Here is a 12,337-nt window from a genome sequence, read left to right as displayed (position 1 = left end):
CCGATCCCCGCGCGCCGACCCAGCGGATCGGCGCACGTCAGTTCATGGTGCGTTAACCCTGGCGCGACGATCGTCAGGCGGCGGACCGGTCGGCCGGACATGCGGAGGGAACCATGCGGCCCGTTCTCTTCGCCCTCGTCCTGGCGATGCCCCAGGCGGCCTCCGCCGAGGAGCCACTCGTCCTGCGCATCCGTCCGCACAGCGAGGCGCCCGAGGGCATCGGCAGCGGACGCGGCGAGGCCGACGAGGCCGCGCGCCGCGCCATCCAGGCGCGGGAGGCGATCTGGGAGCGCAGCAACGCCAGGGCCCGCATCGTCATCGCCTCCATCTGCCGGGGCTGCCTCAAGGACCTCCCGCCCGCCGTTCCGGACCGGAGCGCGGCGCAGCCACAGCCCCGGACCAGCCCGCCCCCGTAGGCCGGGTCGCCTTGCGACATGCGTGCCCTGGCCATCGGCCGCGGCTCCATGCGATCCACCGCACATCGCGCGCCGGGAATCGCCCTCCTCGCGCCCAGACATCGTCCCACGCCCTCGAGGTGACCCCATGACCCAATCGCACCCCACCAGCGGCCCCGTGGCCGATCCGGACTGCCCGGTGCCCCTGGACCTCCTCGGCTCGGTCTACCGGGCCGATCCGGAGGATCTGCCAGAGATCCTGGCGGCGATCCCCGCCACGACCCGGGCGAAGCTCGCGGTCTACCTCTACGGCAAGAGCCACATGCACCAGCTCGGCCTGACCGTGGCCCGCGCCTGCGAGCGCGAGGACCTGGTCCGGGTGGCCGGCGAGATCGGCTCGGTGGTGCACGGCCAGTCGCAGCTCAAGCCGGCCCGTGCCCCGACGCCGAGCCCCGCCGCCGCGCCGGTTCCCAAGAAGATCAGCCTCGGCGGTTCCTCCGCGAAGGGCCGCAGCTTCGATTGAGCGGCGGTCCTTTGAGCGGTGGTCCTGCGGGAACCGGATTTAAGCGTTCGTTAACCAGCCGCTTCCATCGTTCCGGAGGGTTCCGGACAGGAGAGCGGACATGACAGCCTTGGATCAGCGGGTGCGTGAGCGCGCCTACCACATCTGGGAGAACGAAGGCCGGGTCTTCGGACGGGCCGAGGACCATTGGCTGCGCGCGGAGGCCGAATTGGGCGCCCGCGTCGCGACGGTCGAGTCGCACCTCCTCGTGGTGCAGCCCTCGGTGCCGGCCACCAGTGCGGCGCCGAGCCCGGCCAAGACCCTGAAGGCCCGCCCCGCGCGGGGCGAGGGCGTCGGCGCCAAGGCCGTGACCGCCATCGAGGCGGCGGCGAAGTCCAAGACCGACAAGACGGCGAAGACCGACGACAAAGCCACCAAGACGGTCGCAAAGGCGAAGACCGATTCGGCCAAGGCCTCCGCCACCAAGGCCTCCGCTACGAAGGCCTCCGCTGCCAAGTCCGCGGTCGCGAACAGCACGTCGCAGCGCTCCGCTTCCGCGAGCGCTGCGCTGCACTGATCGCCGCGATCTCGGATCGATGGCGACGGACCGCCCGCCTTCCACTCGGAAGGCGGGCGGTTTCGTTTGCGCAGCCCCCCGAGCCGGACCAGGAACGGGCGACGACCTTGGCCGTTGTCGAGACACCGTAGAACGATCGATACCGCTGCGCGCGAAGGACACCGACGATGCCCCGTAGACCGACCCTGTTTGGCCTTGGCGCCTGTGCGCTCGTCGCCGTCGCGACGGTGGCGGCGTCCTCGCCGGTCGCCGCCGGCGGCTACGGTGGCGGACTCGTCGATGCCGGGCCCGTGGCCGGAGTCGGCGGCCGGGCCGCCTGGAACCGGCACTGGGAATACGACTCCGGCAGCGACAACGACCGCCGGCCGGAACTGCCCTACTACCAGCAGGGCCGCGGCCAGCAGACCGGCGGCCCCGCCCGCAACCTGCTTCCGGACGACGGACTGCACCTGATCCCGCGCTGAGGCGGGCCGTCAGCGACCGGCGCGGCGGCTCCTGGTGCGGCCGGAGGGGCGCTGTTTATTCATGCAAGCGGTATAGATCTGGCGCCCGACCGCGTAGAGGCCGATGCCCTGGGGGTCGGGCGCGGTGAAGACGCGGCTGCGGGCCTCGTCCCGGCAGGCGGCGTCCTGGGCGCTGCGGATCGGTTGGGACTGGGCGAGGGCGACGTCCGGGACGACGATGCCAGCCATCACGATCGCCGCTCCGACCGCCCATAGGCCGCCCATGGACATCCGCTGCGTTCCTCGCGCCATTTCCACGCCCCCCGATGATCGACCCAGGGTGATCGGTTCGGGCGGGCCGGTAAAGCGATCGCAGGAGACCGGGTCGCGAAAAAACGACGGTCTTTTCGAAAACTGCGTGGCCGGAGCGACCGGATCCGGTCTTTCCCGTTACGGGGCGACCCAGACGCAGGCGTCTGACCCGCTCACCGCCAGGCATTCGAAGGGCGCGCCTCCGATCATCGTGCGCTGACTGACGGCGCCGAGACCGGCCTTCGGAATCAGCCGGCATTGCGGATGGGCGGAGAGATGGGCCGCCGCATCCGTCGCCGAGGTCGCCCCCGCGGTCAGGACCCGCAGGGCGACGAGGGTGTCGCAACCGACGACGTCCACCGCCGGCTCCTGCGCGACACCCGGCCCGGCGATGGCGAGGCCCAGGGTGAAACCCAGGGCCAGGGACGCCATCGGCCGGGCGGGGCGACGGGTCATGGTTCGGCTGTGGGACGTGGTCGCCATAGGCTCTCGTTTCTCCGTGCGGATCGGGGGAGGGGGTTCAGCGCTTGGTCCGTTCGGCCGGAGCCCGGACGGGCGGCGATGCGGCGCCGGGCGCCACGGCGCCGGCCGGGATCCAGTGGCAGACGCCGGTGCCCTGGAGGGTGAGGCATTCGTACTCGCGTCCGCCCAGGGCGAGGCGTTCGCTCACCGCCACGATGCGGGCCGGTTCGAGGAGGCTGCAGCCGAGGTGGTCGGCCTTCGGATCGGACAGGATGGCCGCCGCGGCCGCGGCATCGTCCTGGCTGCGCTGCGCGAGGATGCGCAGGTTGGCCAGGGACGGGCAGCCGGCGGTCTGGACGGGACGGGCAGGGGCCGCGGCGGCGGCCGAGACGGCCAGCCCCGCCACCAAGACAACCGACGTTCGGACCATCGCGCGCATGCGGCCTTGCCTATCACGGGGTCGGTGCGCCCCGCCAGCGGGGGCGATCGCGGCGCCGGCGGCTACGGCTCGGGGCGCCGCAGCTTGGCGAACCGCTTGCGGGCACGGTCGCGGCGCAGGCGCGAGAGCCGCTCGATCCAGAAAATCCCGTCGAGCTGGTCGATCTCGTGCTGGAGGCAGGCGGCGCGAAAGCCGTCGGCCTCTTCCTCGTGCGCGGTGCCGTCGACGGCCCGGTACGCCAGGCGAATCGCGGCGGGTCGCTCCACCTCCTCGCGGATGCCGGGCATCGAGACGCTGCCCTCCTCGAAGACCGCGCGCTCGTCGGAGGCCCAGGTGACCACCGGGTTGACGTAGATCCGCACGTCCTCGCCCGGCTCCATCCGGAGGACGACGAGACGCTCGGACAGGCCGATGTGCGGCCCGGCCAGACCGATGGCCGCCACCCGTCGCAGGGTTCCGACCAGCGCCTCGACCCGCTCGCGAAGGGCCTCGTCGAAGACGCAGACGGGTGCCGCCACCCGGCCGAGGCGCGGGTCGGGATAGAGGACGAGATCGGGGTCGGTCATCCCGACAGGCCCGGTGCGGTCAATATTCCCATTCGGCGCCCACCCCCACCGCCGTGCGGCCGTCGCTGCCGGCCTCGCCCTGCAGCTTGATGCGGCGGGTGACGTCGTAGTCGATGGTGACGGCGGTGTCGGCGGGCTTGGCGCCGGCCTTCACCCCGACGCTGAGGCGCTCGTCGATGTAGCGCGAGGCGCCGAGCGCCGGGCCGCCGCTGGCGCCGGTGGAGACGTCGAGACTGTCGAGGCCCAGGCCCTTGCGGGCCTGCTCGAAGGCGTCGGGCCCGCCGGCGTTGCCGGAGAACTGCGCGACCGCCTGGGCGAGCTGCAGCGCCTGGAAGGCCGAGAGCCCGCCGGCCGCCTTCTTGAACAGCAGGCGCGACAGCACCTCGTCCTGCGGCAGGCTCGGGGTCGAGGTCAGGTCGAAGGTCGGGCGGTTGGCCGGGCCCGAGACGGCGACCCGGGCGGTGACGTCGCTGGCCCTGGTCTCGGCCACGAAGTCGAGGTCGGGGGTCGCGATCTCGCCGCCGAAGGTCAGGCGCCCGCGGGTGAAATCGAGGCGCTGCCCGACGATGCTGAGGCGGCCGCGGCGCATGTCGAACCCGCCCGTGGCGACGGGGTCGCGCGACGAGCCGGTCAGGCGCAGGTCGCCACCGAGTTCGGCGTCGATGCCGCGCCCGCGCACGAAGATGCGGTTGGGGGCGCTCACCGTCACGTCGAGGCTGGCATCGAAGGGCGGGGCGGCCTTGCCCTTGCGCCGGACAGCCTGCTCCTGGCGCGCCTTGGCGGCCAGTTGCCGGCGGATCTCCGGGGTCGGGTTGACGTGGCGGATGCCCGGCAGCGGCTGCACCGTAGCCGGCAGGCGGTCGGGCACCGAGACGTCCACCGAGACGAGGTCGATGCGGCCGGAGACCTTGGGGGTCCGCGCCAGCGGCCCGCTCAGGGCGAGGTTGAGGCTGGCGGTGGCGGTGACGAGGGGGGAGGAGACGAGCTCCGCCCTGTCGGCGAGCAGGGTCAGGGTGCCGGGAAATCCGGCGTCCGGGGCGAGCGCGACGCGACCCTGCGCCCGCAGGACGCCGCCGTTGCGGGCCTGGGCGGTCAGGCGCTCGACCACGAGGGTGTCGCCCCGCCCGGTCACCCGGCCCTCGATGCCGGTGAAGCGCAGGCCTTGGAGCGGGTCGGTGAAGCTGCCGCCCGTGAGTACGGCGGCCCCCTCCGCGCGCGGGGCGGCGAGCGTTCCGCTCACGCCCGCGTCCACCGCGATGCGGCCGGTGACGCGCTGGCCGCCGGCACTGAGCAGACTGTTGGCCAGCGCCGCGTCCAAGGTGCCCTTGGCCTTGAGGGCGAGGTCGCCGCCGGCCGCCACCGGCAGGGAGCCGGTGATCGTCACCTCGGCGCCGCGCCCGGCCGAGAACCGGCCGTCCAGGGTGGCGCGGCCGCCGTCGAGGGTGCCGCGGGCCTTGGCGTCGATGGGCGGCAGGCCGGCCTGGCGGGTCTGCGGCGTCACGAGCCGGGAGACGGAGAGGTCGTAGCGTCCTTCCGGCCGGGCCGGGCTGCCGCGCACCACCGCCTCGCCGTCGAGGGTGCCGGCCAGCGTCAGGCTCGGCACCGCCATGCGGGCGATGGACAGGGGCAGGGCGCGGATGCCCACCGTTAGGTCGAGGCTCGACCCGGCACGGCCGGCGAGGCTGACGCGCCCGGCGCCGGCCGAGACGACGAGGCCGTCCAGGACGACGGAGCTGCCGTCGAGGGTGATGGTGGCCGGACCCGCCAGGGCGACCCTGTCGGAGCCCCGCACCACGGTGAAGCGGGACACCTCGATGCGCGTCCGCGCCTCGGGCACGAGCCGGGCGGCCCCGTCGAGGTCGAAGCCGCGCGCCTTGGCCTTGAGGACGATCTCGCTCGCCGCCGGCGTGCCGGTGGCGACGAGGCGGACCGTGTCGATGGTCTGCCCGGCCGCCACCACCCGGTCGGCCTCGAGGCGACCGTCGAGGACGGGGCGGCCGCGCAGGTCGCGCCCCGTGAGATCGGCGTCGAACCGCGAAAGGCCGACCTCGCCGACCCGGAGCGAAGCGCCCTTGCCGACGATGCGGGCATCCTGGCGGCCGCCGTCCCGCGATAGGGTGACGGCGGCGTCGATGCTGCCGCCGAGCGGGGTCAGCGCCAGGGCGGAGAGGTCGTCGAGGTTGGAGCCGGCCAGGGTGATCGCGGCCTCGGCGAGACCGGTGGCGCCGTTGAGCGTGCCGCGGCCGTCGGCCCGCACCGAGCCGAGATTGAAGGCGAAGCGGTCGAGCCGCCACTCCTCCGGCAGGACCTTGCGGACCGCCGCGTCGCCGGTGAGCGTCTTGCCGCCGATCTCGCCGCCGAGACGCAGGGTGCCGTCGAGGGCGCCGGCGAGATCCCTGACCGCCGCGTCGAGGCGCAGGGCCTTGACCGGGCGGCCCATGGCGGTGGCGCTCGGGGCGCTGACCGTGGCGGTGAGGTCGGGCCGCTGGAGCGTGCCGCCGAGGCGCGCGTCGACGGCGGCCCGGCCGGAGAGGCGCTCGTCGATCCGGCCGAGGTCGGCGAGGTCGATTTTGGCCCGGACGTCCGCGGCGCGCCCGGTGGCCCGCCCGTCGAGGGCGGCGGTGAGATGGGCGCCCTCGAGGCGCAGGCCCTCGAAGCCATAGCCGTCGTAGACCTGGAACACTTTTCCGCGCAGCGTCGGCACGCGCCCGAGCAGCCGGTCGAGGGGCGCGATCCCGAGGGCGAGGGCGCGGGTGGTGAGATCGAGGTCGGCGCTCACCGCGCGCCGGGCCGGGTCGCCGCTCAAGAGGGCCTTGACGTCGAGGCTGCCCGCGAGCGGCCGGTCGGCCAGACCCGAGAAAGCGGAGAGGTCGGCGAGCGAAGCGGCCACCTTGCCGGTGAGCACGTTCTGGCCGATCCGCCCGGAATAGGTCGCGTCGAGGGTGGGCGCCTCGATGGCGAGGCGGGTCACGTCGAGGGTCGCGTCGGGGTCGAGCGTGGCGCGCAGGGTCAGCGCGGCTTTCGAACCGATGGCCTTGCGCAGGGCCGGGTCGGCGAGCGCCAATCCCTCCACCCTGGCGTCGGCCGCGATGGAGAAACGCTTCGCGCCGGTGCCGGAAACGAAGGGCGCCACGTCGAGGTCGGCGGTGACGCGCTCCAGGGCGCTGCCCTGCGCCTTGAGCCCGGCGGCTTTCAGCGCGCCCTTCACGGTGAGCCCGGCGAGCGGCCCCTTGAGGCTGCCGTCGAAGGTCAGGCTTTCGAGTTCGGCGTCGGAGGCCTTGGTGACCCCGCCGTCGGTGGGCAGGGAGCGGGCCGCGATGGTGATGTCGGCGATGCGGTCGGCGCCGAGGGTACCGCCGATGGTCAGCCGGGCGGTGCGCGAGGCGAGTTCGAGCCGGTCGAGGGCGATCGCCCCGCCGTCGGAAAAGCGCAGGCCGCCGTCGAGGCGGGTCTGGCCGGAGAACACCGCCGCGGCGGGGCCCGGCAGCAGCCCGTCGACCTGGGTGGCGAGATCGAGGGTGAGACGGCGTTCGATCCCGACCCGCAGGATGCGCGCCGAGCCCTTGGCCTTGAGGGAGGGGCCGGCATCGAGGTCGAGCCTGGCGTTCCAGGCGTCGAGGGTGCCCTTGCCGTCGAGGTCGAGGTCGATGGGCGGTGTCCCGGGCAGGCCGGAGGCCTTGGAGAGCAGGCCCCCGGCGGGTTCGGCCAGGGTGGTCTTGAGGTCGAGCCGGTCACCCGTGGGTACGTAGAGCAGGCGGGCGGCGAATGTGCCGGCGGCATCGAGCCGGGTCACGGCGACATCGAGGTCGAGTCCCTCGGCGGGCGGCCCGAGCTTGACCTTGCCGGTGGCGGCCAGCCGCGCCGGCTGGCCGGCGACGGCTTCGCCCAGGACAAGTTCACCGAGCTTGAACGCCTTGACCTCGACCTTCACCGGCAGGTCCGGCAGCAGCGAGCCGTCGGGCTCGGGCACGTCGGAGACCGGGGCGGGGAGGGGACGGCGCAGCACTTCGAGGCGGCCGACCTCCAGGGTCTCGACCTCGAGCCGGCCCGACAGCAGCGCCAGCCGGCGCCAGACCAGGCGCGCCCGGTCGAGCTTCAGCCAGACCCCGTCGCGGTCGCTGATCGCCACGTCGCGGATGGTGGCGTCGGAGGACAGAGCGCCGTCCACAGCGCCGATGGAGACCTGCGAACCGGGCGTCGAGAGCGCCTTCGAGAGCAGCCCCCCGAGCACGGATTTCTCCGCCTCGTCGGCACGGGTGAGGGAGAAGGGGGTGGCGAGGGCGAGGCACACGACCACGACGATCGCGAGCCACCTCCAGCCCCCGGCAGAGGGGGGAGGGTTGGCGGAGCCGGCCTCACTGGAGCGAGCGAAAACCCGTCCGAAAACACCCATCAGAAGGCCTGTCCCAGGCTGATGTACAGGGCGACCGGGCGTTCGTTGTTGCCCTTGATGCGGTCGAGGGGGAAGGCGACGTCGACCCGGATCGGGCCGATGCCGGTGTAGTAGCGCAGCCCGAGGCCGACGGCGGTGCGGATGCGTTCGTCGAAGTCCGGCAGGCTGCCCGAGAAGGCGGTGCCAGCGTCGAAGAACGGCACGACGCCGATGGTGTCGGTGACCTTGATGCGACCCTCCACCGAGGCTTCGAGCAGGCTCAGGCCGCCCACCGGCAGGTTGAAGGGCCCGCGCGGGCCGAGGGTGCGGTAGGCGAAGCCCCGCACCGAGCCGCCGCCGCCGGCGAAGAAGCGGATGTTGGGCGGCACGTCGGCGAGGTCGGCGCCCGAGATCGAGCCGAACCCGACCCGGCCGGCGATGATGTAGCGGCCAGCGTCGTCGAAGGCGTAGTAGGTCGAGCCCTGCGCCTTGGCGACGAAGATCGAGGGGTCGGATCCGAGGAAGCCCGCATAGGGCGTGGCGGAGGCGGTGAGCCGCACGCCCTTGGTCGGATCGAGCAGGTTGTCGGTGGAATCGTAGGACAGCGAGACCGGGATGCCGACGAGGCGGTAGTCGAGCTTGCCCAGGGCATCCTGCGAGCGCCCGACCTGGCCGTCGACGCCGATCTGGGCGAAGAAGGTGTCCGAGAAACGGTGGCGGATGCCGATGGTGCCGCCCACCGCGTCGGTGACGTAGCTCTGCTGCGCCTCACGCCCGACGAACAGGTTGGCGACGAGGTCGTTGCGGGTCCCCCACAGGGCCGGCTTGACGAAGGTCGCCCCGAGGCGCCCGCCGATGCCGTTGGAATCGATGCCCGCGAGCTTGCGCTGCGTCGCGTAGAGGTCGTTGCCGAGATAGGAGACGTCCGCGTCGATCCGCAGGGTCTCGCCGCCGCCGAACAGGTTGCGGTTGGCGTAGTAGCCACGCACGCCCGGCCCGTCGACGGTGGAATAGCGGGCCGAGACGCCGATCAGGTTGCGGTCGCGCTCGGTCACGTCCACGAAGATCGGCAGGTTGCCATCGGCGTCCAGCGCCTCGCCCTCGCGGACGCGAACGGAGCCGAGCCCCTCGACGCGCGAGACCGAGCGGCGGATGTCGGCCAGGGCCTTGGGCGAATAGGGGTCGCCCGGCTCGGTGTAGATGAAGGAGCGCACCACCGCCGGATCGATGTCGCTCGTGCCCCGGACCGTGACCGGCCCGAGCCCGGCGATGGGCCCGGGATCGACCACGAAGGTCACGTCCATGACGTGGGCGGCATCGTCCACGACGGGGTCGCGGCCCACGGCCTTGACGAAGGGATGGCCGAGCGAGCGGAAGCGGTCGACGATCTGCGCCTCGCGGGCCAGCACCGTGGCCGAGCGGGCCGGCACCGACGGGTCGACCTCGGTGAAGCGCGGGGGCAGCACCTCCGTCGCGATCGCCCCGCCGCGGGGGTCCCGGACGGTCACCGAGCGCAGGGTGTAGAGCGGCCCGGTCTCCACCACGACCTTGACGGGCACGAGGCTGCGACCGCGGGCGGCCTCCGCCGCGCGCGCGGCGGCGGCGACCGACGCCTCGCCGCCCAGGGTGACGCCCTCGACGACGATGGCGACGCGGCCCTGGTAGTAGCCGTAGCCGGACAGGACGTCGCCCAGGCGCTTGAGGTCGGCCTCGGCCCGGCGCACCACGCCCTCGCCGTCGGGGGGGGCCTCCTGGCGCAGGCGGTGGAGCGAAGAGGTGTCCTTGAGGGCCTGGAGGACGTCGTCCTCCTCCACGCCCTGGAACTTCACGGTGTAGGGCACGGCGGCGACGCTCGGCGCCGGCGGCTCCTCCTCCGAGCCGAACAGACCGAACAGGTCGAAGGCGGCGGCCGGGCGGGGGGCGACCAGAACGCAGCCGACCACGACGCAGGTCGCCACGCGCTGGAGGATCGGCCGATAGCGTGCCACGGGGGACGGGAACTCCCTCAAGCCGGCATCGGAACGGCGCACCGCTCCCATCGTCCCGGCCGCGTCGGCTCAGTCATACCGCCCCCTCCACGACGTCGTGTCGACGCCGTCGCCCTCGTCACGTCGTTGCATTTAGCGGCCCAAACGTAGCGATAAGGTTGCGGGGGAGCAAATCGCCGCGCGTCCGAACGGTGCCAAAACGGACACCTCGGTTCCCGGCTCGGCGAAGGGCGCGCCTGTGGGAACGACGCCGTTCCGGGGGAGGGCGGCACGGGATTTTTCGTGCGCGGGCAGGCGGCTAGCGGGCCGCGACGCAGGCGCCGGGACGACGGGAAAGGCCAGCGGATACGGGCGGGACGAACCCCGGCGCCCGGTCCCGTCGCAGGCGCGGCGTCATCGGGTCACAGTCGGACGCGGGCCGATCGAAGGTGGCGGCCGGTGAAGCCAGGCAACAGTCCGGTGGTTTTCCCGACGAAACGGGGCCCAATGCAGGTCGACGACACACGCTCTGCGTTGATTTCGGGCCTCTCCTGAGGCATATCCATCCCCACTTCCAACCATGAGCAGACACCATGGCGTGGTCCTCAGGGCCGCGCGTCGTCACACGCGGCTTCGCACCGCGCTTCACCACACGAGAAAGGTCATATGGGCGCCTTCGACTATCGGAACTTCGACGACCGCAGGAAGAACTCCGCCAGCGCCAAGCAGATGCTGCTGGAGAAGTTCAAGGCCCGTCCCCCGGCGGATGACCCGGACATGATCGCCAAGGCCGAGGCCCGCGCGGCCATCGCCCGTGCCCGCGACGAGCGGACGCGCGAGCGTGAGGCCGCCCGCATCGCCGCCGAGAAGGCCGCGGCGGAAGAGAAGCGGGCCCGGGAAGAGGCCGAACTCGCCGCCCAGATCGCGCGGGAGGAGGAAGAGACCCGCCTCGCCGCCGAGCGCAAGGCCGAGGAGCTCATCGCCCGCAAGGCGGCCCGCGATGCCCGCTACGCCGCGCGCAAGGCCAAGGCCAGGCGCTGACACCCAGGCGCTGACACCGGGATCTCAGGAACCCGGATCGATGTCGGTTTCGGAAGGCGCGCTCCATCGGGGCGCGCCTTTCGTCGTTCAGGACTCGGAGTCGGACTTCTCGCCGCCCTCGGCCTCTTCGTTCTCGGTCTCCGTCTCGGCGACCTCGGTCTCGGCTTCCGCCGGCACGGCCTCGGCCTCCGGGCGCGGGCCGGACTTGAAGGACCGGCGCGGCGCGTTTCCGCGCTTCATCTGGGCCGGCTTCTCGATGGCGCCGAGGCGCTCGGACAGCTGCTTGGCCCGCTCGTTGAAATCGTTGGTGCTGCGCGACTGGGATGCGCCGCTCTTGAAGGCATTCGCCACTGGGGCCTCTCGGGATGGCCCTTGGCACGAAGGGCGTGCGGGCTTCCCGGTCGCCATAGCACGCTTCGACCGATCGTGCCGGTTATAATGGCAAGGCCCCCGTTCGATCGCGCCGGCGTCAGCGACGTCCGCCCATCGGCATCGCCCGGAGGGTGTTCGGTACGCGGGCGATGGCACCGAGACGAGTGCGGCCTCGACGCCACACCGGCGGGCAAAACCCGCCCTCGCCCGGCTTTGATCCACACGGCTGCGGAGATCGCCTTGCGGCCAGCGCAATTGCCGGTGAGGCAGCGCCAACCCGACCCGTGTCCTGCCGGAAACCGTTCTCGATGCCGCGTCCCCTCTCGACGACCGTCGCCTGCCTCGCCCTCGCCGCCACCCTGGGCGCCTGCGCCTCCCAGCGCTTCGACGGACCGACCCGCAGGGCGCCGAGGCCCCAGGCGGCCCTCGAACCCGCCGTCCCCGCCATACCCTCGGGCCCGGTGACCTCCGAGCCCCTGGCCCCGCCGCCGGGCGCCAGTGCCGTGCCCGCCGAGATCCCGCCGGTGGCCTCGGCCGCGCCGCCGCCGGTGGCGGCCGAGCCCGTCTACGTGCCGCCGCCGACGCCGCCGGTGGTCTCGGGCGGGCGTTCGTCGGTGGTGGGAAGCTGGAACGCCAAGGACGCCACCGGCGGCACCTGCAAGGTCTCGCTCTCGAGCGCCCCGGCGCTCGACCTCTACAAGGCCTCCGCATCGGGCTGCCCGAACAAGGACCTCTCCAAGGTCACGGCCTGGGATTTTCGCGATGGCGAGGTCTATCTCTACCAGCCCGGCGGCACCGTGACGGCGCGTCTGCGCCAGGGCGGCGGCGCCCTCGACGGCGCGCTGTCGAAGTCGGGCGCCTCGCTGTCGATGGTCCGATAAGGGCTCTC

General features: G+C 73.0%; 13 protein-coding genes. 6 read left to right on the top strand and 7 right to left on the bottom strand.

Annotation, left to right across the window (positions count from 1 at the left end; translation table 11 throughout):
* Positions 1 to 113 precede the first annotated feature (113 nt).
* The 4 genes from ASF39_RS04020 to ASF39_RS04005 all read left to right on the top strand — a co-directional run bounded on the left by ASF39_RS04020 (position 114) and on the right by ASF39_RS04005 (position 1,938).
* The gene (locus ASF39_RS04020; RefSeq protein ID WP_056281225.1) at positions 114 to 416 is read left to right on the top strand and encodes a hypothetical protein; all 303 of its coding nucleotides are present in this window, start codon (positions 114 to 116) and stop codon (positions 414 to 416) included.
* Between the two features lie 127 nt (positions 417 to 543).
* Positions 544 to 918, top strand: a complete 375-nt coding sequence (locus ASF39_RS04015) for a hypothetical protein (protein ID WP_055882708.1) — start codon at positions 544 to 546, stop codon at positions 916 to 918.
* 100 nt (positions 919 to 1,018) lie between these two features.
* Positions 1,019 to 1,474 carry a DUF2934 domain-containing protein gene (locus tag ASF39_RS04010; protein ID WP_056281223.1) on the top strand — a complete coding sequence of 152 codons (456 nt, stop codon included), beginning with the start codon at positions 1,019 to 1,021 and terminating at the stop codon, positions 1,472 to 1,474.
* A gap of 167 nt (positions 1,475 to 1,641) precedes the next feature.
* Complete coding sequence (locus tag ASF39_RS04005; protein WP_056281220.1) at positions 1,642 to 1,938, top strand: hypothetical protein; 297 nt, start codon at positions 1,642 to 1,644, stop codon at positions 1,936 to 1,938.
* A gap of 9 nt (positions 1,939 to 1,947) precedes the next feature.
* Here ASF39_RS04005 and ASF39_RS04000 read toward each other — a convergent pair whose 3' ends face one another.
* The 6 genes from ASF39_RS04000 to ASF39_RS03975 form a co-directional block, all read right to left on the bottom strand.
* Positions 1,948 to 2,208 (bottom strand): hypothetical protein, encoded by a 261-nt coding sequence (locus ASF39_RS04000; RefSeq protein WP_244472260.1) that lies wholly within the window; start codon positions 2,206 to 2,208, stop codon positions 1,948 to 1,950.
* A 159-nt stretch (positions 2,209 to 2,367) separates the two neighbouring features.
* A complete protein-coding gene (locus tag ASF39_RS03995; RefSeq protein ID WP_156648323.1) occupies positions 2,368 to 2,685 on the bottom strand; it encodes a hypothetical protein in 318 nt (105 codons plus the stop codon).
* 64 nt (positions 2,686 to 2,749) lie between these two features.
* Positions 2,750 to 3,121, bottom strand: coding sequence for a hypothetical protein (locus tag ASF39_RS03990; RefSeq protein ID WP_210168650.1), 372 nt, complete (start codon positions 3,119 to 3,121; stop codon positions 2,750 to 2,752).
* A 71-nt stretch (positions 3,122 to 3,192) separates the two neighbouring features.
* Positions 3,193 to 3,696 carry a peptide deformylase gene (locus ASF39_RS03985; protein ID WP_056281213.1) on the bottom strand — a complete coding sequence of 168 codons (504 nt, stop codon included), beginning with the start codon at positions 3,694 to 3,696 and terminating at the stop codon, positions 3,193 to 3,195.
* 19 nt (positions 3,697 to 3,715) lie between these two features.
* Entirely contained in the window at positions 3,716 to 7,987 is a 4,272-nt protein-coding gene (locus ASF39_RS03980) for a translocation/assembly module TamB domain-containing protein (protein WP_244472259.1), read from the bottom strand.
* A 101-nt stretch (positions 7,988 to 8,088) separates the two neighbouring features.
* On the bottom strand, positions 8,089 to 10,026 hold the full coding sequence (locus ASF39_RS03975; RefSeq protein WP_244472263.1) for an autotransporter assembly complex family protein: 1,938 nt from the start codon (positions 10,024 to 10,026) through the stop codon (positions 8,089 to 8,091).
* A 675-nt stretch (positions 10,027 to 10,701) separates the two neighbouring features.
* Between ASF39_RS03975 and ASF39_RS03970 the strand changes: the two genes are divergently transcribed.
* Positions 10,702 to 11,076: a DUF6481 family protein gene (locus ASF39_RS03970; protein ID WP_055882722.1), complete on the top strand. Its 375-nt coding sequence runs from the start codon at positions 10,702 to 10,704 to the stop codon at positions 11,074 to 11,076.
* A gap of 87 nt (positions 11,077 to 11,163) precedes the next feature.
* On the opposite strand, the gene ASF39_RS03965 is transcribed toward ASF39_RS03970, so the two are convergent.
* On the bottom strand, positions 11,164 to 11,427 hold the full coding sequence (locus ASF39_RS03965; RefSeq protein ID WP_055882724.1) for a hypothetical protein: 264 nt from the start codon (positions 11,425 to 11,427) through the stop codon (positions 11,164 to 11,166).
* A 329-nt stretch (positions 11,428 to 11,756) separates the two neighbouring features.
* Between ASF39_RS03965 and ASF39_RS03960 the strand changes: the two genes are divergently transcribed.
* Positions 11,757 to 12,329 (top strand): AprI/Inh family metalloprotease inhibitor, encoded by a 573-nt coding sequence (locus tag ASF39_RS03960; protein WP_055882725.1) that lies wholly within the window; start codon positions 11,757 to 11,759, stop codon positions 12,327 to 12,329.
* Positions 12,330 to 12,337: the final 8 nt, after the last annotated feature.

This window comes from Methylobacterium sp. Leaf108 (genome assembly GCF_001423265.1).
GTDB lineage: Bacteria > Pseudomonadota > Alphaproteobacteria > Rhizobiales > Beijerinckiaceae > Methylobacterium.
Note: the sequence above shows the minus strand (reverse complement) of the source record. Positions and strands in the feature narration are given on the sequence as shown.